General features: G+C 59.6%; 29 protein-coding genes. 15 read left to right on the forward strand and 14 right to left on the reverse strand.

All coding sequences use genetic code 11. The annotated features are described in order from the left end of the window. Window positions 1-126: 126 nt before the first annotated feature. Entirely contained in the window at window positions 127-1,320 is a 1,194-nt protein-coding gene (locus EV130_RS29790; protein ID WP_074061316.1) for an AI-2E family transporter, read from the forward strand. Here EV130_RS29790 and EV130_RS29795 read toward each other — a convergent pair whose 3' ends face one another. Continuing rightward, the gene (locus EV130_RS29795) at window positions 1,321-1,779 is read right to left on the reverse strand and encodes a GNAT family N-acetyltransferase (RefSeq protein WP_074061317.1); all 459 of its coding nucleotides are present in this window, start codon (window positions 1,777-1,779) and stop codon (window positions 1,321-1,323) included. Window positions 1,780-1,901: 122 nt separating this feature from the next. Here EV130_RS29795 and EV130_RS29800 point away from each other — a divergent pair, with 122 nt between their 5' ends. Beyond that, window positions 1,902-2,309, forward strand: a complete 408-nt coding sequence (locus EV130_RS29800) for a hypothetical protein (RefSeq protein WP_132662497.1) — start codon at window positions 1,902-1,904, stop codon at window positions 2,307-2,309. A gap of 3 nt (window positions 2,310-2,312) precedes the next feature. On the opposite strand, the gene EV130_RS29805 is transcribed toward EV130_RS29800, so the two are convergent. The 3 genes from EV130_RS29805 to EV130_RS29815 form a co-directional block, all read right to left on the reverse strand. After that, window positions 2,313-3,452 (reverse strand): DUF2336 domain-containing protein, encoded by a 1,140-nt coding sequence (locus tag EV130_RS29805; protein WP_074063163.1) that lies wholly within the window; start codon window positions 3,450-3,452, stop codon window positions 2,313-2,315. Window positions 3,453-3,544: 92 nt separating this feature from the next. Beyond that, entirely contained in the window at window positions 3,545-4,177 is a 633-nt protein-coding gene (locus tag EV130_RS29810) for a flavin reductase family protein (RefSeq protein ID WP_074061319.1), read from the reverse strand. After that, window positions 4,177-4,761, reverse strand: a complete 585-nt coding sequence (locus EV130_RS29815) for a nitroreductase family protein (RefSeq protein WP_132662498.1) — start codon at window positions 4,759-4,761, stop codon at window positions 4,177-4,179. The genes EV130_RS29810 and EV130_RS29815 overlap by 1 nt, the downstream gene beginning before the upstream one ends. Before the next feature lie 114 nt (window positions 4,762-4,875). On the opposite strand from EV130_RS29815, the gene EV130_RS29820 reads away from it, so the two are divergent. Further along, window positions 4,876-5,970, forward strand: coding sequence for a hypothetical protein (locus EV130_RS29820; protein WP_132662504.1), 1,095 nt, complete (start codon window positions 4,876-4,878; stop codon window positions 5,968-5,970). A 160-nt stretch (window positions 5,971-6,130) separates the two neighbouring features. Here the strand turns inward: EV130_RS29820 and thrS are convergent, their stop codons facing one another. From thrS to EV130_RS29840, 4 genes are all read right to left on the reverse strand, one after another. Further along, complete coding sequence (thrS, locus tag EV130_RS29825) at window positions 6,131-8,134, reverse strand: threonine--tRNA ligase (protein ID WP_132662499.1); 2,004 nt, start codon at window positions 8,132-8,134, stop codon at window positions 6,131-6,133. Between the two features lie 123 nt (window positions 8,135-8,257). Then, a complete protein-coding gene (locus EV130_RS29830) occupies window positions 8,258-8,794 on the reverse strand; it encodes a DUF1697 domain-containing protein (RefSeq protein WP_074061323.1) in 537 nt (178 codons plus the stop codon). Between the two features lie 9 nt (window positions 8,795-8,803). Then, a complete protein-coding gene (gene yidD, locus EV130_RS29835; RefSeq protein WP_132662500.1) occupies window positions 8,804-9,244 on the reverse strand; it encodes a membrane protein insertion efficiency factor YidD in 441 nt (146 codons plus the stop codon). Window positions 9,245-9,363: 119 nt separating this feature from the next. Beyond that, window positions 9,364-9,810: an iron-sulfur cluster assembly scaffold protein gene (locus EV130_RS29840; RefSeq protein ID WP_074061325.1), complete on the reverse strand. Its 447-nt coding sequence runs from the start codon at window positions 9,808-9,810 to the stop codon at window positions 9,364-9,366. A gap of 306 nt (window positions 9,811-10,116) precedes the next feature. On the opposite strand from EV130_RS29840, the gene folE reads away from it, so the two are divergent. From folE to EV130_RS29855, 3 genes are all read left to right on the forward strand, one after another. Continuing rightward, window positions 10,117-10,731 (forward strand): GTP cyclohydrolase I FolE, encoded by a 615-nt coding sequence (gene folE / locus EV130_RS29845; protein WP_074061326.1) that lies wholly within the window; start codon window positions 10,117-10,119, stop codon window positions 10,729-10,731. 23 nt (window positions 10,732-10,754) lie between these two features. Further along, window positions 10,755-11,207, forward strand: coding sequence for a phosphoribosyl-AMP cyclohydrolase (gene hisI / locus EV130_RS29850; RefSeq protein WP_074061327.1), 453 nt, complete (start codon window positions 10,755-10,757; stop codon window positions 11,205-11,207). Window positions 11,208-11,323: 116 nt separating this feature from the next. Beyond that, window positions 11,324-12,295: a patatin-like phospholipase family protein gene (locus tag EV130_RS29855; RefSeq protein WP_074061328.1), complete on the forward strand. Its 972-nt coding sequence runs from the start codon at window positions 11,324-11,326 to the stop codon at window positions 12,293-12,295. A gap of 16 nt (window positions 12,296-12,311) precedes the next feature. Here EV130_RS29855 and EV130_RS29860 read toward each other — a convergent pair whose 3' ends face one another. Continuing rightward, complete coding sequence (locus tag EV130_RS29860) at window positions 12,312-12,746, reverse strand: CBS domain-containing protein (protein WP_074061329.1); 435 nt, start codon at window positions 12,744-12,746, stop codon at window positions 12,312-12,314. A 103-nt stretch (window positions 12,747-12,849) separates the two neighbouring features. Further along, window positions 12,850-13,620 (reverse strand): rhomboid family intramembrane serine protease, encoded by a 771-nt coding sequence (locus tag EV130_RS29865; RefSeq protein ID WP_132552942.1) that lies wholly within the window; start codon window positions 13,618-13,620, stop codon window positions 12,850-12,852. 296 nt (window positions 13,621-13,916) lie between these two features. Between EV130_RS29865 and EV130_RS29870 the strand changes: the two genes are divergently transcribed. The 6 genes from EV130_RS29870 to EV130_RS29895 all read left to right on the forward strand — a co-directional run bounded on the left by EV130_RS29870 (window position 13,917) and on the right by EV130_RS29895 (window position 19,673). Further along, window positions 13,917-14,534, forward strand: coding sequence for a PAS domain-containing protein (locus tag EV130_RS29870; RefSeq protein ID WP_074061331.1), 618 nt, complete (start codon window positions 13,917-13,919; stop codon window positions 14,532-14,534). 123 nt (window positions 14,535-14,657) lie between these two features. Next, a complete protein-coding gene (locus EV130_RS29875; protein ID WP_022715679.1) occupies window positions 14,658-15,272 on the forward strand; it encodes a PilZ domain-containing protein in 615 nt (204 codons plus the stop codon). Window positions 15,273-16,050: 778 nt separating this feature from the next. Beyond that, entirely contained in the window at window positions 16,051-16,650 is a 600-nt protein-coding gene (locus EV130_RS29880) for a transglutaminase-like cysteine peptidase (protein ID WP_132662501.1), read from the forward strand. A gap of 240 nt (window positions 16,651-16,890) precedes the next feature. Continuing rightward, the gene (locus EV130_RS29885; protein ID WP_132662502.1) at window positions 16,891-17,643 is read left to right on the forward strand and encodes a hypothetical protein; all 753 of its coding nucleotides are present in this window, start codon (window positions 16,891-16,893) and stop codon (window positions 17,641-17,643) included. Window positions 17,644-17,760: 117 nt separating this feature from the next. Further along, window positions 17,761-19,290: a D-alanyl-D-alanine carboxypeptidase gene (locus EV130_RS29890; protein WP_132662503.1), complete on the forward strand. Its 1,530-nt coding sequence runs from the start codon at window positions 17,761-17,763 to the stop codon at window positions 19,288-19,290. Between the two features lie 110 nt (window positions 19,291-19,400). Further along, a complete protein-coding gene (locus tag EV130_RS29895) occupies window positions 19,401-19,673 on the forward strand; it encodes a hypothetical protein (RefSeq protein WP_074063165.1) in 273 nt (90 codons plus the stop codon). Between the two features lie 2 nt (window positions 19,674-19,675). Here the strand turns inward: EV130_RS29895 and EV130_RS29900 are convergent, their stop codons facing one another. Together EV130_RS29900 and EV130_RS29905 are read right to left on the reverse strand one after the other, a co-directional pair. Then, window positions 19,676-20,113 carry a DUF1489 family protein gene (locus tag EV130_RS29900; protein ID WP_074061336.1) on the reverse strand — a complete coding sequence of 146 codons (438 nt, stop codon included), beginning with the start codon at window positions 20,111-20,113 and terminating at the stop codon, window positions 19,676-19,678. A gap of 62 nt (window positions 20,114-20,175) precedes the next feature. After that, window positions 20,176-21,582: an L-serine ammonia-lyase gene (locus EV130_RS29905; RefSeq protein ID WP_074061337.1), complete on the reverse strand. Its 1,407-nt coding sequence runs from the start codon at window positions 21,580-21,582 to the stop codon at window positions 20,176-20,178. Between the two features lie 180 nt (window positions 21,583-21,762). Here EV130_RS29905 and EV130_RS29910 point away from each other — a divergent pair, with 180 nt between their 5' ends. From EV130_RS29910 to EV130_RS29920, 3 genes are read left to right on the forward strand one after another with little or no spacing between them, the layout of a single operon-like run. Continuing rightward, entirely contained in the window at window positions 21,763-22,527 is a 765-nt protein-coding gene (locus EV130_RS29910) for a DUF599 domain-containing protein (protein WP_074063166.1), read from the forward strand. Next, entirely contained in the window at window positions 22,527-23,492 is a 966-nt protein-coding gene (locus EV130_RS29915) for a heparan-alpha-glucosaminide N-acetyltransferase (protein WP_074063167.1), read from the forward strand. The genes EV130_RS29910 and EV130_RS29915 overlap by 1 nt, the downstream gene beginning before the upstream one ends. Window positions 23,493-23,502: 10 nt before the next feature. Further along, window positions 23,503-23,976: a methyltransferase family protein gene (locus tag EV130_RS29920; protein ID WP_074061338.1), complete on the forward strand. Its 474-nt coding sequence runs from the start codon at window positions 23,503-23,505 to the stop codon at window positions 23,974-23,976. Window positions 23,977-23,979: 3 nt separating this feature from the next. Here the strand turns inward: EV130_RS29920 and EV130_RS29925 are convergent, their stop codons facing one another. Further along, window positions 23,980-24,372: a MerR family transcriptional regulator gene (locus tag EV130_RS29925; protein ID WP_074061339.1), complete on the reverse strand. Its 393-nt coding sequence runs from the start codon at window positions 24,370-24,372 to the stop codon at window positions 23,980-23,982. 65 nt (window positions 24,373-24,437) lie between these two features. Then, window positions 24,438-25,853, reverse strand: coding sequence for a magnesium transporter (gene mgtE, locus EV130_RS29930; RefSeq protein WP_074063168.1), 1,416 nt, complete (start codon window positions 25,851-25,853; stop codon window positions 24,438-24,440). Between the last annotated feature and the right edge of the window lie 221 nt (window positions 25,854-26,074).

Consider the following 26,074-nt stretch of genomic DNA (forward strand, 5'->3'; position numbering starts at 1 on the left):
TCCCCTTGCCCCGGTGCCTTGGCGCCTTCGATTGGAAGAGGCGCCGGTCATTAGACGATCGACATGCTTGCGTCCGCGCTTCCAATGGCGCATATCCGTGATTGAGAAGAAGGAATAAAAAGCGACGTGAGCCTCTCGAACAACAAGAAACTGCCTGGCGAGCCGCGGTGGCTTGGGCCTTCTGCGCCCACACGCACGCCGCTCATTCCCTCGATTTCCGCGGCCCGGTGGCTTTTGATCCTGATCGTTGCTGCAGGCGTCTATTTCTTCTACGGCTTCGTCGTTCCGGTTCTGGCCGCACTCGTCATCGGTTTTGCAAGCTGGCCACTTTATCGCAGACTTCTTGGGCGCGTCGGCGGCAATACGACGATCGCAGCCACGATCGCGATCATCCTCATCGTGACCTTCCTCGTTATTCCGATCGGGCTCGCGATCACCTATACGACGGGCGAGGTGCGCGAATGGGTCGCCTGGATAATTCACGCCAACCGGCAGGGTGCCCCGACGCCACAGTGGATCCTCGCCTTGCCTTTTGCAGGGCCTTATCTCGACGATCTCTGGGTGAAATATATCGGCAGTCCCGGTTCCGTGGGTGAGGTCATTCAGGCTGTCAGCGGCGCCAATATCGGCAATATTTACCGCGCGGTCCTCGCAGCCGGCGGCGCGTCGTTCCACCTGCTTCTGACGCTGCTTTTTATGCTGATTGCACTGTTCTTCGTCTATCGCGACGGCGCGTCCTTCTCGCGTCAGATCGACATGCTTGGCGAACGGATCCTACCCAATCGCTGGGAACGGATTTCGCGCGTCGTTCCGGCAACGATCAGTTCCACCGTGATGGGTATGACGCTGATCGCGATCGGCGAAGGCATCGTCCTCGGCGTCGCCTATTGGATCGCAGGCGTCCCATCGCCTGTGACACTCGGCGTCTTGACGGGCATCATGGCACTGATACCCGGCGGCGCGCCGCTCTCGTTCACCTTGGTTTCGATCTATCTCGTCGCCAGCGGATCGCATGTCGCCGGGGTCGCACTCTTCATCTGGGGCACCGTCGAACTCTTCATCGTTGACAAGACGCTGCGTCCGAAGCTTGTCGGCGGGCCGATCAAGCTTCCCTTCCTTCCGACTTTCTTCGGCCTCGTCGGCGGCGTGAAGACCATGGGCTTCCTCGGTCTCTTCATCGGCCCGGTCTTGATGGCACTGCTCGTCGCGATCTGGCGCGAATGGATGCACGAAGTGAAGACGAACGATCAGACCGCGCTCGGCCCGGAAGTCATGATCGACGAGCAGGCGCCGCCGGTGCAGCGCGCTGCCGACGGCTGATCATTTGAGCCGCTTTTCCATGAAGAGGCTGAGCGGATCCGGCAGATACGAGCCGAAGGGTCCGATGTCGGCATAGCCGTATTTGCGATAGAGACCGACCGCCTCCGGTTGATAGATGCCGGTCTCGAGCCGGATTGCATCAAGACCCACCGCCCGGGCATGCTCCTCCAGCCGCTCCATCAAGCGGCTCGCGATCTTCAGTCCTCTTGCCTGCGGATCGACGAACATGCGCTTGATCTCCGCCGTACCGTCTCCCGCCTCCAGGAGTGCCGCACAGCCGACGATCTCTCCTGCATTCCGCGCCACGAAGAAGCTTACCATGGACTTTTCCAGGGTCGAGAGATCGACCAGGTGATTGCTTTCGGCGGGATAAAGCGACTGCGTATAGGCATCCGAAAGCTCGAGCAGGCGGATGATTTCCTTCTGACGCGGCGATTCAAGAGCGACGGTGACGGACATGGCATTCCCCGGTTCTTCGGGCCCCACCCCGCGGCGCATGACGAAAGGTTAATGCAGCCGCCATCTTTCGGTTGGAATTGCCCCGTTTATGACATGGATTTCAATAACCAAAGGGTTCGATTATGCAAGCCGTCGCCATGACGATTCTCGGATGCAATGATTCAGTGACGCAATGCAATTATGTCGCAACGATCGATAAGCACTGGGATTCGGTGGCCATGTGCGATGCCCAGTCGGAAAAGCGGCTAAAGTCCTTCACCGGTGCCAACTACCCGACCGTGGTCGCCGTCTGCAAAGCACCGAAGCCCGAGATCGCACCGGACCAGCCCAAAGTCGCTGAATCTCTGTCCGCTCAGGTGCCGCCTTTTCAGGAGACTGGAAGAAAAGGCGTTGGCGCTTTCGCCATACGCATTCCCGATCAGGTTCGCGCGCACTTGCCAACCGGCGAAAGCGTCAAGCACACGCTGGAGAAGCCGGTGCATTTCGTTACAGATGGCTATTCCTGGGCGGTTCAGCGATTCAAGAATTGAAAACTAGGCTGCCGCGAGCGCCGTCAGCGATGCATAACTGCGGGCCGATTGGCGTTGCTCAGCGATGTGAAGCTTCTCGACCAGATCCAGCAACTCGCTAACGGCGTCGTGGGTGCCGTCGTGGTGACGGAATCGTTCGAGCAGCCTGCCGCAAACGTTGGCAAGCATTGTGCCTGCGGTCTTCTTGGAAGCTTCGCGCCAGAGAAGCGTCGCCTCGACGAACACCGTGCTGATCTCGCGGGTGAGCCCGGCGGCCTCGTAGAGGGCGCGCACCGCATGCATGCGACCGGTGGCGAGGATCGAGCGTACACGCCTTTCGGTGCAGCCGGTGAGATTGACGATAGCGCCGGCGAAGAATTCCACCTTGCCGGAGCAGAGGGCATGCATGAGAAATGACGGCGTCAAATGGCCACTAAGACGCAGATGTTCGACGAGATCGCCGATCTCGCATGGCCGGGCATCGCCGACAAGCGACACGACGGCCGCCTGCGTCGCCTCGCGGCTGATGCGCTGCAGACGATTGAGGCCGATCGCTGCCTGGGCCAAGGGAAAGGCGATCAATGCATTGCTGACTTGCTGCGTCAACAGCTGACGGGCATCGACCGGCAGATCGGCGCGATCAAGCAGAAGATTGCGGATATCGCAACAGTCGCCCAGCCGCTGCGCAATACGCTTTAGGGATACTGGAGCAATCGCGGCTCCCTGGTTTTCGAGAAGGCATAGGATATCCTCTTCATCGCCAACTTCCGCAAGAGCAGCTGAAACAGCACGCGAGATCGATGCACGTGCGGCGATCAGGATACGGGTGACGCTGCCGCCGCGGGCTGCAAGATCGACGAGATCGGCGTCCGAAAGAAGCGGGGAATAGGTCACCGCGTGGCAGGCGATCCCCGGCTGGTCTTCGGCGAGGGCAAGAATGAGCGCGCGCGGCGCTTCGTCGGACCAAGCAATCGCTTCGGCCAGTGCCAGGCGCACGCGCGGCGATGGATCGTCGAGCAGGAAGGTCATCGCCATTTCCGCGGCCTTGCGTTCCTCAGGAAGCATTTCGGATTGCAAATAGGCACGGCCGAGCGCACTAGCAGCGCGAGCCCTGTCTCCGGCCTTGGCCGTTTCAACCCAGCGAAGAAAAGCGTCTACGATCACATTGCGCCCCAACCTGCGAAGGCGATTCCTTCGCGTTCTACCCTTGGAATGAGGCTACTGAGAAATGGTTTATGATTGGTTCACCATATTCATTAACCCTTCCCGGCCGCGATCAGATCGTTCCGCACCTGCGGGCGCAGCAGCTCGAAGACGTCGCTGCCTTCGCTGTAATCCATATACCCCATGCGTGCCACCGGCCGCGCGATCGACATATCGAGGCGCCCCTCGCGGATGATCTGCTCGTCGATATGGATGCCGACGACCTCGCCGAGGACCATGACGCTTTCAGAAGGCTTGCCCGAGAGGCTCTTTGGTTCGATCAGTTCGGTAACCTTGCATTCGAGCACCGCGAAGGCCTCGCCAACATAGGGCGCATCGACAAGTTCACCCAGCTTTGCCGTCAAGCCTGCCAGCTCGAACTCGTCGATCCCGTAAGGCAGCGCGGCCGACGACAGGTTCATCTGTTCGACAAGGTTGCGGCTGACGAAATTGCAGGTGAAGACACCGGTTTCGGCTGCGTTGCGCTGGCTGTGCTTGCGGCCGCTGGAGGAAAACATCACCAGCTTCGGCCGGTCGGAAACGGCGTTGAAGAAGGAGTAGGGGCCGAGGTTCAGAGAGCCGTCCCTGCCCTTCGTTCCGATCCAACCGATCGGACGCGGCGCGACGATCGCCTTGAACGGATCGTGCGACAGGCCATGGCTGTTCGTATCGGTAGGATAGAACATCAAGCCTCTCCACCAACCCAAGTGACGGTTTCCGATATTTCCGGACGGGGTCGTTCAACAGCCGGAAAATTTGTCGAGCCGATATGGACGAAGCCGGCAATCCGCTCGCCCGGGTGGACGCCAAGCAGCGGATAGGCACGCTCGTCATAGGCGAACCACTCGGTCAGCCAGTTGGCCACCCAGCCATGGGCGTTCGCCGAAAAGATAATATTGAGGCAAACAGCGCCTGCTGACATGATCTGTTCCCATTCCGGGATCTTGGAATGCGGCCCGGCTTTGCTGACGACGGCGACGACGACCGGCGCGCGGGTGAAGCGCGTCCGCTCGACCTCGGTCATTTCCTCGGAAAGATCGGGCTTGGCTTCGAGCGCGAGCTTCAGAAGCTCCTTGCCGATATGGACGCGCTCTTCGCCGCGATAAACGATGAAGCGCCAGGGCGCGAGCTTGCCGTGGTCGGGAACGCGAGATGCCAGACGGAGGATTTCCCCGATCTCGGCCTTTTCCGGTCCGGGTTCGCACATCTGGAATGCGGGGATGGAACGGCGCACGGCGAGGTAATCGATGAGCTTGATATCGGATTTCATGCGGGAGAAACTTTCATTTTCATGACAGCGGGATGGATGGGTCTTGAATTTGCCATCGCGTTGGTCTTGAAGTGGCCTCTGTGATTTCAGAAGTCAATCTTGTTCAGGAAACACATGTCCGGCATTTCGCCTTTCGCGCATATGGCTCTTGCCCTTTTTCTGGCGGCTTGGGTGCCTATTGGCGCAAGCGCGCAGGACGCGTTTAAGGAATTCAAGCAGCTCGATACAACGGCGAAAATGCCGAAGCTCAATGCTTTCATCGCCCCCGGCAACGCGCCGCAGGGAGGCGCGTTGCACGAGGTCGAGATCGAGGCGAAGCTGACGGCCGACGGCCAGCCGGTGGAAGACGGCCTTTCCTGGTACGTGTTCAGCCCCATCGCCGGCGCTGATGGCAAGCTGCCGCTCGTGGCGAGCGCCCGAGGCGGGTCGGCGGCCTTCCAACTGGCGCCGGGCGACTATCTGGTAAACGTATCCTTCGGCCGCGCCGGTGTGACCCGGAAGGTGAACGTTCCCGAAAGCGGCAAGCTCGACAAGCAGGTGATGGTGCTCGATGCGGGCGGCTTGCTGCTCAATGCCGTGTCAGGCTCCGACGTTCGCATCCGCCCCGATCAGCTGCGCTTCTCCATCTACTCGTCGGAAGTCCGCGACGACGGCGAACGCGGATTGGTGACGGCAGACGTCTCGCCGAACACCGTCGTCAGGCTGAATGCCGGCACCTACCACATCGTTTCCGAATATGGCGACGTCAACGCCGTCATCCGCGCCGATATCCAGGTGGAAGCGGGAGGACTCACGGAAGCGACCATTCAGCATCGTGCAGCACAGATCACCTTCAAGCTGGTTTCCGAAGCCGGAGGCGAAGCGATCGCTGATACGGCATGGTCGATCCTTACGGCTGCGGGTGATAGCGTCGGCGAAAGCGTCAGCGCTTTCCCCACGATGGTGCTGGCCGAGGGCGAATATTCGGCCGTCGCGCGCAACAAGGACAAGATCTATCAGCGCGACTTCAAGGTCGAGGCGGGTAAGAATAGCGATGTCGAAGTGCTGATGAAGAACGAGCAGCCGCAGGAGCCGGCAAGCGCGGCAACGACGCTGCAGCAGGAACCGCAGCCATCAGCGGCCGGCGAACCGCAGAGTTCCACGCAGGCGCTGCCTTCCTATGAGCAACTGCTGCCGGGCAGCGCCACGGCGGGCGCCGATACCGATTGAATTTTGAGATGCGTTTGCAATCCCTCCTTCGGACCAAGCTGCCGGCGCGTCTCAATTCGAGCGCGACGGCTGCTCGCACATCACAGCTCGTTTGAAACGCAAAGCCCTCCGGTCCCAGGTGAAAGACCGGAGGGCTATTTCAAAGCGATGACAGCGTGACTCAGGCAGCCTTCGACTTCTTGGCTTCGATTTTGCGGCGCATATCCGGAGGCGTCGCTTCCCAGGAAAGGCTCTCGATCGCCGCCTCGAGCGGCATCGACGTCTGGTCCTGGCTGCCAAGGCGGCGGATGTTGACAGTCCGTTCCTCTGCTTCCTTCCGTCCGCACACGATGATGACGGGAACTTTCGTAATGGAATGCTCGCGGATCTTGTAGTTGATCTTCTCATTACGGAAGTCGGTCTCGACGTTGAGTCCCGCTTCCTGCAACGCTTCGGCAACTTCTGCGCCATAGCCGTCCGCTTCCGAGGTGATCGTCGCGACCACGACCTGCAGCGGCGAGACCCAGAGCGGCAGATGACCGGCGAAGTTTTCGATCAGGATCCCGAGGAAGCGTTCCATCGAGCCGCATATGGCGCGGTGGATCATCACCGGTTGCGTCTTCTCCGAATTGCTGTCGATATAGAAAGCTCCGAAGCGCTCGGGCAGGTTGAAGTCAACCTGCGTGGTGCCGCACTGCCATTCACGGCCGATCGCGTCTTTCAGCGTATATTCGAACTTCGGGCCGTAGAACGCGCCCTCGCCCGGCAGAATGCCGGTCTTGATATCGTTCGACTGCTGCTGGATCGTAGTGAGCACGTCCATCATGACGCTCTCGGCGCGATCCCACAGCTCATCCGAACCGACGCGCTTGTCCGGGCGCGTGGAGAGCTTGATGGTAATCTCGTCGAAACCGAAGTCCTTGTAGACCGAGAGGATCAGGTCGTTGATCTTCAGGCACTCGGCGGCCATCTGCTCGTCGGTGCAGAAGATGTGCGCGTCGTCCTGCGTGAAGCCGCGCACCCGCATCAGGCCGTGTAGAGCCCCTGACGGCTCATAACGATGGACCGTTCCGAATTCCGCCAGACGGATCGGCAGTTCGCGGTAGGATTTCAGCCCGTGCTTGAAGATCTGCACGTGACCCGGGCAGTTCATCGGCTTCAGTGCGAAGACGCGGTTGTCTGCTTCCTTGTCATCCGGATGCGTCAGCGCATGCGCCGATTTCACCGCAAACATGTTCTCCTGGTACCAGCCCCAATGACCCGATGTTTCCCAAAGGGAAGCATCAAGAACCTGCGGCGCGTTGACCTCCTGATAGTCGGCAGCAAGGCGGCGGCGCATGTAGGCGACCAGCGTCTGGAAGATACGCCAGCCCTTGCCGTGCCAAAAGACAACCCCCGGTCCTTCTTCCTGGAAGTGGAACAGGTCCATCTCGCGGCCGAGACGGCGATGGTCGCGCTTTTCGGCTTCGGCGAGCATGTTGAGATAGTTGTCGAGTTCGGACTGTTCGGCAAAGGCCGTGCCGTAGATACGCGAGAGCATCGGATTGTTGCTATCGCCGCGCCAATAGGCGCCTGCCACCTTCAACAGCTTGAAAGCCGAGCCGATCTGACCGGTCGATGCCATGTGCGGGCCGCGGCAAAGGTCGAACCAGTCGCCCTGATAGTAGATTTTCAGATCCTGGCCTTCCGGGATCGCATCGACGAGTTCGACCTTGTACTGCTCGCCCTTGGCGGCGAACACTTCCTTGGCCTTCTCACGCGACCACACTTCCTTGGTGAAGGGGGCGTTGCGGGCGATGATCTCCTTCATCTTCTTTTCGATCTTCGGCAGATCGTCCAGCGTGAAAGGTTCGTTCTTGGCGAAGTCGTAATAGAAGCCGTTCTCGATGACCGGACCGATCGTCACCTGTGTGCCGGGCCAGAGCTCCTGCACGGCTTCTGCCATGACATGTGCTGCGTCGTGCCGGATCAGTTCCAAGGCGCGCTTGTCATTGCGGGTGATGATCTCGATTTTGCCTGTCGTAACCGGGTCGGAAAGGTCGCGCACGGTGCCGTCGATCGCAATGGCGACAGCCTTCTTGGAAAGTGACTTGGAGATGGATTCGGCAACGTCGAGGCCGGTCGTGCCGGATTCGAAATTTCGTTGATTGCCATCGGGGAAAGTCAGGGAAACGGATTGGGACATATCGATATTCTCCTTGTCCAGTCCCGCCAACGAATGCGGGTGGTTGCAATGAAACGCTTCTTCGGCACAATCGTGCTGCCGCCTGATACCGAGATTTGGCGTGTGAGTAAAGGCAAGGCCCCCTCAGCCGATCATTTCGGCAAGGCCGCGCACGGTATTCCAATTTCGCAGCGTTCCGACGCCCATGCGCCCGGTCGTGAGCGCCGACAGCAGCTTCCATTCGCTGGGTTTTCCGCCGAAATCGATCCAGAGGTCGCCGTTGGCAACCGCCAAATGCTGGTTGGCTTCGACGTACGGCTGAAGCCTATCTAGGGCGGACTGATCGAGCGGCTTGCGCATCACGCGCACGATCACTTGGCTGCCATCGCCATCCGGAAACGGATTTGAGTTCGCCATCGTCAGCCAGTCCGCGCCCTTGCGGGCGATGATGTCGACGGGTTTTGCAAACTTTGTTTTGAAGGCAGCTTCAAACTTCGCTTCGATGTCACCGAGCGGCGCACTGTCTGCTTCAAAGACGATATTGCCGGTCGAGGCTAGCGTGCGCGGATTGTTGAAGCCGAGCGCTGCGGCGATGTCGCGTAGATCAGACATGACGACCCGGCGCCCGGGCGCAAGAGCAATGCTGTGGAGGAGCGCAACGTAGACGGTTTTACCGTTCATGGCTTTCCGTCAACCTGACTTCCGTTTGAGCACATAATAGCGCCAGGGCGTCCACCAATGGAATCGTTCCTCCAGCCCTTCAGGCACGGGATCGAGACCACTCGTCCCGCCCGGCCCGCAGCGCCCGACGCGAAAGAGCGTCATCCACCCGCCTGCCCACAGGCCGTGGCGTGCGATCGCCTCGTAGCCATATTCGGAACACGTCGGAATATGCCTGCACGAGTTGCCCACAAATCCGGATAAGGTCAGTTGATAAAGCCGGATCAACTCCATGCCGAGCAGCCGGTCCGGGGTCTTGCGAAAAGGTCCGGTATAGTTTCGACAGTATCTTGCCGCTTGTCCGGAGTACCTTCTGTCACTTCGTGAGGTTTCCGGGGCCATTGGCCGGGAGACCCGGCTTTTGGGGAGATCTTCGTCGTCATCGTGATTAAGAGAGCAAGATTCGCACATGGCCTAACCTCCGCGTCTTGAGGAGGAGCCTGCAGTGCCGCACGATGCCGATCTTGCCCCTTGTGGGGGTGATGTCGCGAGCTGACAGATGGGGATGTCACATAGCGGAATACTCAAGTTCACGCCTCGGCCATTTCTGCGCGCATGGCCTCGATTTGCCCGACGGCATCGACGACAGCGTCGAAAGTCAGCATGGTGGACGCGTGGCGAGCCTTGTAATCCTTGACCGGGCGCAGGTAGCGCATGTCCTCGAAGCGGCCGCCCGGGCCCTCTCCGTCCGCCTTCAGCATGGCGAGCATGTCTTCGCGGGCCTTGCGGAGTTCGCTGGCCGTTGCGCCGATCACGTGCCGGGCCATGATCGAGGACGATGCCTGGCCGAGTGCGCAGGCTTTGACGTCATGGGCAAAAGCGGTGACCGTATCGCCCTCCATCTTCAGCCAGATCCGCACTTTTGAACCGCAAAGTCTCGAATGCGCCTGTGCGCTTGCATCGGCATCGGCGAGGCTGCCTGTCAGCGGAATATTGCCTGCAAATTCGAGGATTTTGCTGTTATAGATGTCTTCCATGAGAAATTCCGCTCCAGATTGCCGCGGATCGGCCTATTTCGGCGGTCATTGTATCATAAACAAAAAACACACCGTGTCGTGCTAGCATACTTACATGAAGACGCCGTCTTCCTATATGTATGTCGTTCGAAGACCATGAAAATGCAATGGTCCTCGGGTAAGTTTGATTGGGAAACCGTGCCGGACGGGCTATAAGTTGCCCCGAAAGCCCCGGAGCCTGCCAAAGGTGCAACATTCCTGACAAGGGATACCAGTGGCGAGTCCGAACGACGGTCCAGACTTTGTGGACCAGGAGACTTGAGCAGTATGGACGCCATCGTAAAGAATTTTCCGCAGACCAGCCGTGACACCGAGCGCCCCAGCCAGAAGGAAGCTGAAGAGGCGATTCGCGTTCTGCTTCGGTGGGCTGGTGACGATCCCTCGCGCGAAGGGCTTATCGATACGCCTGCCCGTGTCGCCAAAGCCTATCGCGAACTTTTCGCCGGCTACGAAATGGATCCGGAAGACGTCCTGGGCCGCACCTTCGAAGAGGTCGCCGGCTACGACGACATGGTTCTGGTGAAGGATATTCCGTTTTACTCGCACTGCGAACATCACATGGTGCCGATTATCGGCAAGGCACATGTCGCATATATGCCGGACGGCAAGGTGCTTGGACTTTCCAAGATCGCCCGCGTCGTCGAGATCTATGGCCGCCGCCTTCAGACACAGGAAACAATGACTGCACAGATCGCCAAGGCGATCGATGATACGCTGGCTCCGCGCGGCGTTGCTGTCATGCTCGAAGCCGAACATATGTGCATGGCCATGCGGGGCGTACAGAAACAGGGTTCCACGACGCTGACGACAACCTTTACCGGGACCTTCAAGGCCGAGCCCGCCGAACAGGCGCGATTCATGACCATGGTGCGGAGCCGCTGATACGGCTCAATTGAAAGAGCCGAATGATGCCGTTTGCATTCAATGCGCCGTCCGACGACAAATCCGAACTGGAAGATGCCGGCGATTTCACGCCTCGCTTCGACGATCGCGGTCTGATCACCGCGATCGTCACCGACGTGCATGACGGCGAGATCCTGATGGTTGCACACATGAACGCGCAGGCGCTGGCACTGACGATCCAAACGGGCAAGGCCCATTATTTCAGTCGGTCGCGCGGCAAGCTCTGGATGAAGGGCGAAACCTCCGGCAACCTCCAAATGGTCAAGGAGATCCGTACCGACTGCGATCAGGATGCAATCTGGCTTAAAGTAGAGGTCGCAGGCCACGACGCGACGTGCCATACTGGTCGCCGTTCCTGCTTCTACCGCACGGTGACGCTCCAGGACGGAAAACCAATGCTCGATATCGTGGATGACGAGCGGCATTTCGACCCGAAAGACGTCTACGGAAAATAGCGCGCGTGTCGGTGACCTGCTCGCTATTGAGACAGATAGCGCTGCTGTATACGATTTGGAAAGGGAACGGGGAGACTATAACAAACTGAAATATTTCTGCCTTGAGGAGGCATGCCATGCTGAACTGGAGTTTGCATCGTCAGAGCTCTGAATCAGGTGGTTCAGGTTCCGGTGTCTCGACAGTTCCAGAAATGACCGCTCCTCCGACGTCCACTCTTCCCCCTAAAAGAGCAAAGATTGCACTGGCGCTTGGCGGCGGCGCGGCGCGCGGTTGGGCACATATTGGCGTGCTGCGCGCACTGGACGAGGCCGGGATCGAAGTTGGCATGATCGCTGGAACTTCGATCGGTGCGCTGGTCGGCGGCTGCTATCTTGCCGGCAAGCTGGATGAGCTCGAGGCCTTTGCCCGTTCGCTGACAATGCGCCGCATTGCGAGCCTGCTTGATCTTACCATCGGCGGCAGCGGACTTTTCGGCGGCATGCGCCTGACCAAGCGCATGCAGGAGCATCTCGAAGGTCTGAACGTGGAAGACCTCGACCGTCCCTTTGTCGCCGTAGCTGCTGAGGTGAATACCGGCCACGAGGTCTGGATCTCCAGCGGGTCGCTGATTACGGCGCTGCGCGCATCCTATGCCCTGCCCGGCATCTTCGAGCCAGTCCGCAGTAACAGCCGCACGTTGGTCGACGGCGCGCTGGTCAATCCGGTGCCGGTTTCCGTTTGCCGCAGCTACGAGCAGCAGCTCGTCGTGGCTGTTAACCTGAACTACGACCTCTTCGGCCGCTCCGCAGTCGTCAAGCACAATGCGAGCCTCACGCTTCAGGAGATGCAGAAGCAGGAGGAAGCGCCCTATGCGCGCCTGGGAATGACCGGCGTGATGGTGCAAGCCTTCAACATCATCCAGGACAGGATTTCGCGCGCTCGCCTTGCCGGCGATCCGCCGGACATTTCGCTGCATCCACGTCTCAGCGACATCGGCCTTTCGGAATTCCACAGGGCTGGCGAAGCGATAGAGCGTGGATACGAGGAAGCCAGAGCGCGCCTTCCCGAACTCCGGCGGATGCAGGAAGCGTTCGCCACCCAGGCGTGATGGTGGGCCGAATGCCTCAGCCTGCGATATAGGCCTTGATTTCTTCTGCCTCGCGCTCGACTTCTGCGATGCGCGTCTTCACGACGTCGCCGATTGATACGATGCCGACAAGCTTTCCGTTGGTTTCGACCGGCAGATGGCGGAAACGTCGGCTGGTCATCAGTTCCATCAATTCATTGACGGTCGTGTTCTCGTGGCATCGGAAGACCCTCGATGTCATCAGCGAGACTACCGGCTGATCAAGGCAGTCCTTGCCGAACTTTGCAACCGCATTGACAAGATCGCGTTCGGTGAAGATCCCGGCAATACGGCCCTCCTCGCTGACGATGACAACGGCACCTATCTTGCGGCTGCTGAGCACTTTCGCCGCTTCGCCGGCGGTCGTGTTCGCCCCGGCCGTGACGACGTTGCGGCCCTTCAGGTCGAGGATGGCCTTTACGGTGTTGGACATTCGAAACCTCCCATGTCGAAAGTGAAACACTTAGCTGAACAGAGGCACCTGCGAAGGGCTCTTCGTCCCAACGCGGATCAACCCGAATGGTGCACTCCAAAGTTCAAGATTGCAATATATCCGGCTCTTGTGAAATCTCAGGCTCTGCAGGAATCTTCCGGTCGAAGAACGAGAAAAGGAAGAATCCGAAAATGAAACCACCGATATGTGCGTCCCAGGCGATCGGCTGGTTTGGATCGCCGATCAGCGGAATGCCGACGGCGATCAGCCCGTTGCCAATCAGCCAGAAGACCGTGAAAACGACCACCGTGCGGCTACGAAAGGATTGAGCCACAGACAGGCGCGGATTGAGATGTGCCGGACGCGGCACCTTCCGCTCCGGCGGAAACGCAAAACGGCAGGCCGCTCCCATGAGCCCCGAAACGACACCGGACGCGCCGATGAGCAGGGTCGGGTCGCCCCAGTTCAATCCGGCATGAAGCGCTGCCGCGGCGACAGATGAAAGAATCCAGAAGATGACATAGCGCAAGCTCCCGATGCGGCGCACGACCGGCGCGCCGAAAGCCATCAGCCACAGGCCATTGAAAAGGATGTGCTCCACGCTGCCGTGCAGCAGCGAATAGGTCACCGGCGACCAGAGCCATTGCAGCCCCTGCTCGGAGAACGGGATCACATAGCGTACCGGAATGAAGCCGAAAGTGATGAAAAGCCAGTCGACCGCGTTTGCGGAGAGGAGCAACGACTGGACCGCATGGATCGCACCGAGCAGCCCGAGTGTAGCCAGCAGAATGCCCGGCAGATTGAAAACCGGCGTCCGGTTTCTTTTTATCGGGATGTCCTCAACCGTTTCCGGCTCCCTCTTGTGATTGTCCATATGCGTCCTCGCCGGATTGAGGCCTCAGCCTTACAGGAGCGAAGATCAAAAAAAAAGCCGCCCGGATGAACCGGACGGCTTGCGAGCGTGCCCCGAGAATGACCCCGCGCCCGATCAGTGAAGTGCTGAACTTCGTTTCCGAAGCGATACCCGACAGTTGCACAGCACGTGACAGACCTCAATCGAAACCGTTTCTTAACCTTAACCGGCAGCGGTTGGCATGAAATCCGCATGGTAAGCATTACGAGAGCCATTCAGGCGTGAATTTGAACCGAAATGAAACAGGTTGGTGTGCCGTGCGTCATCAGGCGATCATCGATATTTACGATTACTGGAACCGCCTGCGCGGTGCCAGCGATGCACCGCTGAAATCGCAGATCGAACCGTCGAGTCTTGGCAACCTTCTGCCAAGCCTCTTCATCCTTGAGAAGAACGACGATCTGGGCGCCGTCACCTTCCGGCTTGCCGGCACCAGGATCTGCGACCTCTTCGGACGGGATCTGCGCGACGAGAGCTTTGCCGAACTTTTCGGCGATGGCCATGCCGATGATATTGAGGCAACGCTTCTGGGCGCGATGCATCACGTCATCCCGACCCTGCTGAATGCGACCGGTTACAGCACCGCCGGCCATCAGGCCACCTTCGAGATCATCGTCATGCCGCTGCGCTGCGAAAACGGCTGCCGCGCCCGGCTGCTCGGGGCCATTGCGCCGTCTGTTACGGCAAGCTGGCTGGAAATCGTGCCGCTCGACTTTCTGGCGCTCGACCGCAGCCGCCTGCTTCGCGATAACCCCGAGCAGAATGGCGGCGGGTCCAATTGGCCATACACAGCTGCCGCCGAGCCTCCGAATGGCTTAAGTGCTGTCCTCGGTCGCATGATGTCTTCATTGTTTTCCGGTGCGGCACCGCGCTGAACGTCTCATTCCGGCACAGCCTTATCCTATGCTTCAAGGTGTAGTCGCGCCCTTCAGGACAACCTTCTGTTAAGGGATTGCGGGTAATGATTGTCGTATAACATTTTATGAAGAAGCGCTTTCATGCACTCATTCCAGCAAGCCCAGACGCCACGGACAACAGTGCCGCGCCCTGAGCAGGGTGTCTTCCAGCGCGTGCCCATCAATATGCAGGGCCGCCTCATGCTTGCGAACTACGAGGAATACGAATGCACGGTGATCGATATGTCGCCCGGCGACATGTATGTCACCTGCGCCGGGCGGCCGCGCGCCAATGAGCGCGTCGTCGCCTATATCGATCACCTCGGCCGTGTCGAGGGTAACGTTCTGACCGTTGACGTGCGCGGCTTCACGATGTCGATCAACGCCACCGAGCGCAAGCGGGAGAAGCTTGCCGCACAGCTCACCTGGCTTGCCAACAAGCACGAGCTCGGCCTGCCGGAAGACCGGCGTCATGATCGCCTGACCCCGCGTGAGACGAAGACAGAGCTAACGCTTGAGGATGGCACGCGCTACACTTGCCGCATCATGGACTTGTCGTTGTCGGGTGCTGCAGTTGACGTGGAGGTGCGCCCCGCTCTCGGCACGCCAGTGCGCCTCGGCAACATGCGCGGCCGCGTCGTGCGCCACTTCAGCGAGGGTGTCGCGCTCGAGTTCCTCTCGCTCCAGTCCCGCGAGACGTTGCGCGAATTCCTCTAAGTGACTGCTGTCATGGATATGACCGATGAAGGCAGCGTGCAATTTGCACGACCGTGAGGCGGCACCTATCTTTCTCGCCGATCGGCACGGTTTGCCCAACTGCTGGCGCGATCAGGACTGTGTTCTGGCCCGAGCGAGGATCGTCACGCACCATTTCTGCAACGGCGCATGGCTTGATGACTAAGTCCTCATTCGCAATCCAGGACGGCTGTCGAAATTACCGGTGCCGGGCCGCTTCGACCTTGAAGCGCCGCTGACGACCACCCGGGAACTGCCGAAGCGCGGACCGGCAGCCGCCTCGACGTGGTTGAAAATGCCACGCGTTCCACATCGAACACGCTATCTCTTCCGCCATCATCGCCGCAATCGATGAATATCGCGAAATTTCCCAAAATTAATTTTCGGGGCATTGCTGCGAAAAACGCGCCGCAACCGCGGTTCGAAGTGACCCAATTGAGGATTTCGGTGTCTTCTTCATGCCGCGCGAGCTTGCTTTCCACCGGGCAGCGCGCTGCAATATCTGGTCGCATCGGTCGCTGTTGTTAACCTTTTCGCTGAACGACAGCGCCTGCGGCGCGCTCAAGCCTTGCGTCAACACATAAAATTTTACTCGAATTTACATCGAAACTGCGCCGAGTTTTATGCGTATTCGATTTTGTTTTTAGTCAGGTTTTACGCGCTTTTGAATCAACTAAGCTATTAAATTTACTGCGTAATTTTGCGCAGGATAAAAACGTCCGTGTCATTGTCATCCTCACAAACAGGGACGACAAAGACAATGTTCAATGCACTCAAAGGCACCTTTCTGGCCGGTATCTTGATGATGGCAATGGTGAGCGCGGGCCAAGCGACGCCTGCCAACATGACGCTTGCAGGCAACACAAGCCCGCCGATCGGCCACTATGAATTTTGCAGGTCAAACTCGAGCGAATGCGCCTATGAGGGTGGCGACGCCGGGCCCGCGATCCTGACCCAGGAGCGTTGGAAGGCCATTCTCAAGATCAACTACGAGGTCAACTCGCAGATCCAGCCCATGACCGACAAGGAAATCTACGGCGTCGAGGAGCGCTGGGCCTACCCGCGCAGCGTCGGCGACTGCGAGGATTTCGTGCTGCTGAAGCGCAAGATGTTGATAGACGCTGGCATCTCACCATCCGATGCGCTGATAACGGTTGTCATGCAGCCGAATGGTGAAGGACATGCCGTGTTGACAGTGCGCACCGACCATGGCGACTTCATCCTCGACAACATGCGCAACAAGGTGATGCTGTGGGCGGATACCGAGTACACCTTCCTGAAGCGCCAGTCCGCCGATGATCCGGCACGCTGGATGAAGCTGCAGGACGGCCGTGCCGTCGCGGTTGGTAGCGTACGCTAAGACAAGTTGCCTCGCCGAAAATCCAGGCGTGCGCCACTCGGCCCGGTCAATCCCCTACATCCCCGTCCCGACCGGCGCCTGGAGCCGCTCCCGCTGTCCCGGGAGCGGCTTGCCCGTTTTGAGGGGGCGGCAATCAGCATTAATGTTTCCTTAACCGCATCGCCTGATGATGCCGTAAGATTCATCCAGGCACCGGCGACTCCAGTCTCTTTCGCGGCGGTCACACACTGAACAACCGCCATGAGCCATCTCGCCCGCAGAACCGGCATATCCGACGAGTCGCCCCTCTTCTCGAATGGCTTCATCCTCCGTGTGACCGCAGTTGTCGCAGTGCTTGCGATGCTGACGCTGGCCATCAGCATCGGCGGCCGCTGGATCGGCCGGCACATTACGCTGGCCGGCAATACCGACAATACTGCCACCGTCACGATCACCATCGGCCGCGACACGCTCAATCTGTCCGAGAACGTGATCCGCTTCCCGAACCAGAGGCGTAGCGGTGTCTCCGAACGCGCCGACGTCTATCTCACCTGGCCGCAATTGCAGGGCTACACGAAGGAACACCGCGAGCGGTTCGACGACGTCTCGCAGTCTGCCGATCTCATCTTTCTACAGATCACCCAGAGCACGATGTCACGCGACATGTCCGGCCGAGTCGAGCTCATCTATAAGCATGTGATGGAAGGCGCCGCCGTGCCCTACGGCAGCGGACTGACGCTTCACAAACTGAAAGCTGAGGCAGGCTACGGCGGCGAGGTTCTGCTGACGGCGCCGCGCGCCAATGAGGCCACATATGCCGTGCGCTGCATCCTCCCCTCCCTGACAGTCAGCCAAACAAGCGGGGACTGCCAGCGCGACATCAAGGCTGGCAAAGACCTCAGTGTCCTCTACCGCTTCTCAAGTCGCCATTTAAGGGACTGGGACCATATTGATGCCGCTATTCGCAGATTTGTGGAGGCCCGTATCGTGACCCGTTCCGCAACACCCCGCTAAAATGCAGCTATACGGCGAAGTAAACGATTAATCATAAACGGATTGGTAACCCTGCTCGGTTAGATTCAAAAAGACAATGGCCGACACAACGAGGACGTGTGTTTGCCGGTATTTAAAATGCAAGCGAAGAGTGAAATAGTGTCAAGGTCAATATCCTTCGTATCATCGCCACGATCCGGCAATTTTCTGGTGAAGATGCTAGCGGCGATCGCGATCGCAACAACGGCTTTCCTGGTTGAGTCGGCCACAGCCGAAGCAGAAGCTGCAAATTCGAAGTATGCGGGCATTGTCGTCGATGCGAAATCCGGCAACGTTCTCTACAGCGAGAATGCCGATCGCCTGCAGTATCCGGCCTCGCTGACGAAGATGATGACGCTCTATATGGTCTTCGAGGCGCTTGAGCAGGGGCGCATCAGCCTCGACACGCGAGTTCCCTTCTCGGCTTATGCTTCATCCCAGGCTCCGACCAAGCTCGGCGTCAAGGCCGGCGGTTCGATCAGCGTCGAACAGGGCATCCTTGGTCTTGTGACACTGTCCGCAAATGATGCGGCAACGGCGCTTGGCGAATTGCTTGCCGGCAGCGAAAGCCGGTTCGCGCAGACGATGACCGCCAAGGCGCATGCGCTCGGCATGACCCGTACGACCTATCGCAATGCCAACGGCCTGCCGAACACGGCACAAATGACCACGGCACGCGATCAAGCCCGCCTGGGTATCGCACTTCGCCAGCATTTTCCGCAGTATTACAGCTATTTCTCCACACGCAGCTTCAAGTTCGGCAACCGCGTCATCCGCAGCCACAACCGCCTGGTCGGTTCGGTGCGCGGTGTCGATGGGATAAAGACCGGCTATACGCGGGCTGCCGGCTTCAATCTTGTGAGCTCAGTGCAGGCCGACGGCAAGTCGATCGTCGGTGTCGTCATGGGTGGAACGTCTACGCCTGCCCGCGATGGGCAAATGCGTAAGCTGATCGCGACCTACCTTCCAAAGGCTTCCACGCGCGGCGGCTCCAACCTGATTGCGCAAGCGGCGCCCGCACCGGTTGCGTCGCCTGGCGCTTCTGTGGCTGAAACTCCTGTCGCGGCCGCCGAAGTCGATCTGCCGCACAAGGGCCCGACGCCGGATGCGCGCTATGAGGTGGCGTCCGCTGCCGTCGCCTATACAGACGCTCCTGCTGCGAAATCCGAAAACCCGCTCGTTGCCGAACCGAAGGCCGAGATTCCGGCTCCGACCAAGGTGAAGACCAAGAGCTTCAAGCAAGCCTCCGTTGCTGTCCCCTCGCCGGCACCAGCCTACACGGCGCAAGAGACCGCCGCCAACTCGGTCGACGCTCTAACGACGGCTTCGGTGGGTCCCGCCGCCGCTGCCTCGAAACCGGCTCCGGTTGCCGAGCAGGGGCAAGGCGGCTGGGTTGTTCAGATCGGCGTGTCGTCGAGCCGCGAAATGGCAATGGATCTGCTGGAGAATGCAAAGAGCAAGGGCGGCAAGGCCCTGAGCTCCGCAAAGCCCTTCGCAGTCGCTTATGCAAACGGCGGGGATCAGGTCTATCGCGCCCGCTTCGGCGGCTTCGATGACCAGCGCGAAGCCGTAAATGCCTGCAAGGCGCTCAAGCGCGCAGGCGTCAAGTGCTGGGCGGCAGCCCAATGAGAGATACGGTGCCGCCAGCATTCCTGACGGCACCGTTCACGGCCGGAACCGGGGTTTGCGGCACCGGCTACAGTTCATAACCTCGATTTGTAATGCGTACGGGGACGATCATGGCGAGCAATGGAAATGTAACGGGTTTTCCACCCCGCGGTTCAGGCAAACCGGCGCGGTTCGGCCTTCATCCGCTGCACGAGGCAGCGCTGCGGCTTGCTGAGCTCGGCCTGCACCGGCCAAGAGGAAAATCGGCGAAGACCAAGGATCTCATCAATCTGCTGCTCTGCCACGGCGCGCGCGCTTGGCGCTATTCGCAGCCGGAGGCCACCGTCCACCTGCACGTGACGTGCCCGGACGGCAAATCGCCGGTCATGCTGCGCCTGCGCTGAGGTTACAGCAATCCCAGCTCCGATAGCTCGCGGCGCAATTCCGCGGGCATCTCGGCAACACCCTTTCCAAGCGACGTGATGTCCCGCGGCACGTCTTCTTCCGGATAATAGCGCCAGCCCTGGAAGGCGCGCTTCGGCTGCGGCGCAGTTTCGATCACTTCCGGCCCCAGAACCAGACGGCACCGGCCGATTCCTTCGCTGTCCGTGAAGGTCTGGATGTCCAAGAGCTTCTGGCGCGCTTGCACCTGCCCCTTGATGACCCAATAGAGTGAGCCACCGTCAAGCAGTTCGTCCACGCGTTTGGGAGCCATACGCGTCGTGTGAACGGAATGCGGCTCGAGGCCGCCTGCAATCGCCCGCAGCGAACGCTCCGCTACCCATTCGCGCAAGTCGTCGATCGAGTCCGCGCCGACGCACAATTTGATCAGATGCAATGCCATGCCGTCGTTGAAATCCTTTTGAACGGCAGCGTCAAGCGACTAACGGTCGCAAGTCCACAGGCTCAGCATTCGACGACGTTGACAGCGAGACCGCCGGTTGAGGTCTCTTTATATTTCTCGCTCATGTCGTAGCCCGTCTGACGCATCGTCTCGATGCATGCGTCAAGCGGCACGAAATGCTGGCCGTCGCCTTTGACGGCAAGCGACGCAGCGGTAACGGCCTTGACGGCACCAAGCGCATTGCGTTCGATGCACGGCACCTGGACGAGACCGGCCACCGGGTCGCAGGTCATGCCGAGATGGTGCTCGAGTGCGATTTCGGCTGCATTCTCGATCTGGGCAGGTGTGCCGCCCATCACCGCGGCAAGCCCCGCAGCCGCCATCGCAGCCGCAGAACCGACCTCTCCCTGACAGCCCACTTCTGCGCCGGAAATCGAGGCATTGTGCTTGATGATGCCGCCGACAGCGGCCGCAGTCAGGAGATAGTCGCGGATGCCGTTCTGATCCCAATCCTCGTGGAAATGCTCGTAATAGCGGATCGTTGCGGGAATGACCCCGGCTGCACCATTTGTGGGCGCTGTCACCACGCGCCCGCCAGCCGCATTCTCCTCGTTGACGGCCATGGCATAGACGCTCAGCCAGTCGTTGGCGAGCAGCGGATTGATGCGGTTGCTCCTCCACTCCTCCTGCAGCTTGTCATGAATCTTCCTCGCACGGCGCCGGACGTTCAAACCGCCCGGCATGACGCCGTCGACCTTGAGGCCGCGCTCGATACAGGAGCGCATGGCTTCCCAGATACGGTCGAGACCTTCGTCGAGCTCCTCACGGCTGCGCTGCTTCTCCTCATTGGCGCGCTTCATCTGCGCGATGCTGAGGCCGGAGCGCTCTGCCATCTCCAGCATCTGCTTTGCGGTGGCGAAGGGATAGGGGACCGCGGTCGCACCCGCGACGGCTTTCTTTTTGGCGCGCAACTGCTCGAGCTCGGTATCGGTGACAACGAAACCGCCGCCGACGGAATAGTAGATACGTTTTAAAAGCAGGCGCTCGTCCTTGTCGTAGGCGGAGAAGGACATGCCGTTTGCGTGGCCAGGCAAGGGTTGCTTCTTGTCGAAGACCAGATCGTTCTTCGGCATGAAGAAATAGGCGGGGTGGCCGGGCGGCGTGATGCGGCCGGTGCGCTCGACCTGCGAGACGATGCCGTCCATCTTGTCCGGATCGACGCTGTCGGGCTTCTCGCCCATCAGGCCGAGAATGACCGCCCTGCCCGTCCCGTGGCCGATACCGGTATGCGCGAGCGAGCCGTGCAGGCTGACCTTGATCGCGCCAACCTGCCCGCCAGAGGACGGACGTGGCCATTCGCTCGAAAGGATCAGCTCGAGGAAGCGGTTGGCAGCCGACATCGGCCCCATCGTGTGCGAGCTCGATGGGCCGACACCGATCTTGAAAACGTCGAATACCGAAAGGAACATGCCTGCTTCCTGTGAAAATCTTCCGCCAGACTATCCAAAAGGCTAATCAGGCACTCGCGACGAACCGACATCGCGTTTAACTGGCGCGACACTAAAACGAAGGGCGCGTCTTGCCAATCATTGCAGCATGCAATTGCATCTGTAGAGTGGCGGCGTCGAAGCAGGATTGTAACATTGATGCTGACGGTTGCGGATTATATCGCACTGGCTTTCTTCGCCATTCTGTGGATCGGCTATTCCTGGCTTTTGGGCGGCAGGACATTCTTCGGTCGCACGAGCCTCACCCATGCCATGACCGAGCGGCGGCGCGAATGGATCTACAATTCGCTTCGCCGCGACCTGAAGATGATCGACACGCAGATCATGGCCGGGCTGCAGAACGGCACGGCCTTCTTTGCATCGACCTCAATGTTCGCGATCGGCAGCTGCTTTGCACTGCTCGGCGCGACGGACAAGGTAAATGCCATCTTCGCCGATCTGCCCTATGTATTCAGCAGCGGCACCGCGAGCTTCGAACTCAAGGTCGGCGGGCTGACGGCCCTCTTTGCCTACGCCTTCTTCAAGTTCGGTTGGTCTTACAGGCTCTTCAACTACTGCAGCATCCTGTTCGGCTCGATCCCGATGGTGCGCGACAGCGAGACCGATATCATCGCCGCCGAGCGCGCCGCCGAACGGGTCATTCGCATGAATGTGATCGCCGCTGGACATTTCAATGAAGGCCTTCGCGCCATCTTCCTGTCGATCGGCTATCTCGGATGGTTCGTGAACGCTTACGTCTTCATGGCGACGACGGCGATCATCGTCGTGGTACTCACGCGCAGGCAGTTCTTCTCGGAGGCGCGGCTGGCGATCATGGATGTCAAGCCGCCATCAAATCTCCACCTTTCTGCTATTCGCCGCGATATGCCGCCAGATGGCGGAAGTGATTTGCCCGGGGGATTATGATGGCTATTTCGGCGAACGAAAACGGTGCGTCCGCCCGACCGCCGCGCATTGGCCTGCTCGATACGGCGCGCGGCATTGCCCTGATTGCGATGGCGACCTATCATTTCACCTGGGATATGGAATTCATGGGCTATCTGGCACGCGGAACAGCGGAGGCTGGGTGGCTGAAGATCTATGCCCGTGCAATCGCCTCGACATTCCTCTTCCTCGCTGGCGTAGGCTTGATGCTTGCCGGAACACCAAGCATCCGGCGCCAGGCCTATCTCCGGCGGCTTGGCATGATCGTTTCAGCTGCAGCGCTCATCACCGCCGCGACCGCAATCGCGATGCCGCAGGGCACGATCTTCTTCGGTATTCTGCACAGTATCGCAGCGGCAAGCGTCATTGGCCTGCTCTTTTTGCGAATGCCCGGGATTATAACGATCGCCGCCGGCATTGCGGCCGTCATCGCCCCCCTCTATCTGCGCTCTCCATTCTTCGATACGCCGTGGCTTTGGTGGGTGGGACTTTCCCAGACGGTTCCCCGATCGAACGACTATGTCCCGGTTCTGCCCTGGATCGGGCCTTTTCTCATCGGCATGGGCGTTTCGAGCATAGCGTTGAAACGGCGCTGGGCGGAATGGCTTGCAAAGTTTGGCACCGGCACAACCCTGCTCGCAAAAGCTGGCCGGCACAGCCTCGCCATCTACCTTATCCACCAGCCGATCCTGATCGCGATCGCCTATGCGCTTTCGGTCGCCTTCCCGCCCGCAAAGCCGGATCCTGTGCAGACCTACTTGCAGCAGTGCCAGTCCTCCTGCGTCGTCCAGGAAGGCGAAGCGCTTTGCCGCAGCTTTTGCCGGTGCACGCTGGAAAGACTGCAGGGTGAGAACCTGTTCACGCCACTCCAGTCTGGCGCAATCCAGGCGGACAAGGATGAAAGGGTACAGCGTATCGCAATGGAGTGCAGCACCGAAGGACAATGAAGGTAGTTCGATGAATGCCTATCGTTCGAAGCCGCTGAAATTTCCCTGGCCGCCGGTTCTGTACGGTCTTACTTTTCTCTCCGCTTTCCTGCTCGGCGATATCGCCGCTTTTCCGCTACCCCGGATGCATACCGCCTTTGGCTGGATCATTGGCGCAGCGCTCACCGTCGCGGCCGTCTCGCTCGACATGTGGGCAATCAAGACCCTGCTTGAAAGCGGGACGACGATCATGCCGCATCGCGCGACATCCCATCACGTCACCCGCGGTCCCTTTCGCTACACGCGCAATCCAATCTATCTTGGTTACACGCTTGCAACGATCGCCTTCGGCCTCATGACGGGAAACAGCTGGTTCTTCGTCGTAGCGGCATTCGCAGCGATCGTCACCACCGTCTTGGCGATCCGGCGCGAGGAAAGACACCTTCAGGCCCGCTTCGGCTGCGATTTCGAAAGCTATTGCAGAAGAACCAGGCGCTGGATCTGACGCTCAGGTACCCACGCCGATTTCGGCGAGGCGGCCAAGACAGGCCTCTTCGATATTGTCGAGCTCCATCAACGTGTCGTCGATATCCTTGCGCTTCTTACGCAGGTCTTCCCGCTTTTCGTCAACACGTTTCATCAAAAGCTTGAGCTGGCCGAGTTCCCCCGGCGGGTCCTTGTAGACCTGTATGATCTCGCGAATCTCCGCAATCGTGAAGCCGATGCGGCGGCCGCGCAGGATTTCCTGTATCAGGCGCCGGTCGGCCGGACGGAAGAGGCGCGTGCGCCCGCGGCGTTCCGGATGGATCAGGCCCTCGTCTTCGTAGAAGCGAAGCGTGCGCGTCGACACTCCGAATTCGCGCGTCAGCTCCGTTATGCTATAGTACTTGTTCACTGGCATTGGCTTCCCACTCTCGCAGCCCATAATATTGACTTTTACGTAATAGTCAATTTAGGCAAGTCCGCTCAGATGCCGAACCACCAGGTGGCGATACCGAGGAAAGCAAAGAAGCCGGTGCAGTCGGTGACGGTGGTCACGAAAACGGACGACGCGATAGCCGGGTCGGCACCGACCTTATCCAAAAGAAGCGGCCAAAGAATGCCTGCCAGCGCCGCAGCCATCAGATTGATGATCATGGCGGCGCCGATGACCATACCGAGCTGGTAGTCGTGGAACCACGTGCCGGCAATCGTGCCCATGATGCTGGCAAAGACGATCCCGTTCATGATGCCGACGCCCGCCTCCCTGCGGATGATGCGGCCGGCATTGTAGATGTCGAGATCGCGCGTCGCGAGCGCGCGCACGGTCACGGTCATCGTCTGCGTGCCGGCATTGCCTCCCATGGAGGCGACGATCGGCATCAGTACGGCAAGTGCGATCATCTTTTCGATCGATGCGTCAAAGAGCCCGATGACACTGGCCGAGAGCATCGCCGTACCGAGGTTGATCATCAGCCAGAGGAAGCGCGATCGGACGGTCGAGATGACATTGTCGGAAAGCTCTTCGTCGCCAACGCCGCCGAGGCGTTTGATATCCTCATCCGCTTCCTCGTGGATGACGTCGACCACATCGTCGATGGTAAGAACACCCACAAGACGCTCGTTCTCGTCTACGACGGCGGCCGAGAGAAGGTCGTATTGCTCGAAGAGGTGCGCCGCCTCCTCCTGGTCCATTTCGGCTGGGATCGGATGGGTCGTCTCGCGCATGATCGCTTCGATTTTTGTCTGCCGCTTGGTGCGGAGAATCTGGTCGAGATCGACGGCGCCGAGCAGCTTAAAGGTCGGGTCTATTACGAAGATCTGCGTGAATGAATAAGGCAGGTCCTCCTCTTCGCGCATATAGTCAATTGTCTGACCGACGGTCCAGAAGGGCGGTACCGCAACGAATTCCGTCTGCATGCGGCGGCCGGCAGAGCTTTCTGGGTAATCCAGTGCCCTGCGCAGGCGCACCCGCTCGGTGAACGGCAGCTGCGCCAGAATTTCTTCCCGGTCTTCCTTGTCCAGGTCCTCGAGAATGTAGACAGCGTCGTCCGAATCGAGGTCCCCGATTGCAGCGGCGATCTGCTCGTTCGGAATCTGATCGACAATTTCGCGGCGGATCGTTTCATCGACCTCGGTCAGTGCCGTCATGTCGAAATCGTCGCCGAGGAGGCGGACGAGCGCCAGGCGCTGATCCGGCTGGATCGATTCCAGCAGGTCGCCTATTTCTGACTCGTGAAGGCGCGCGACGTTCTGGCGGAGAAAGATGGTATCGCGGTCGGCGATGGCAGCGCCGACAAGCGCCAGAAAGTCGCTGCGGACATTGCCGTCCTCGTCGTAGATATCGGCGCCCTCGTCGTCCGGACGCCTGCGGATTCGGTCGTCTTCTCCGGTTTCCGTCATCTGCCGTCCTCGCATTCCAAGATTAAACGACTGCCGCGCTTCATTCGAGAATGGCGGCTGAAAAAGCATTGTCAACAAGCGGATAAGCGAATTCCGCCTGCCCTTTAGGCCCGCCCGGATTCCAGCCCCTGCTAACCGAAATGCTCGGCGCCGTAAAGCGGCAAAGCGCTTGGCGCAGATGACAATGCGCCGTCTTGCCGATAGTTTGCGCCCGCCAGCCA

It is taken from the genome of Rhizobium azibense (genome assembly GCF_004342325.1).
Lineage (GTDB): Bacteria > Pseudomonadota > Alphaproteobacteria > Rhizobiales > Rhizobiaceae > Rhizobium > Rhizobium etli_B.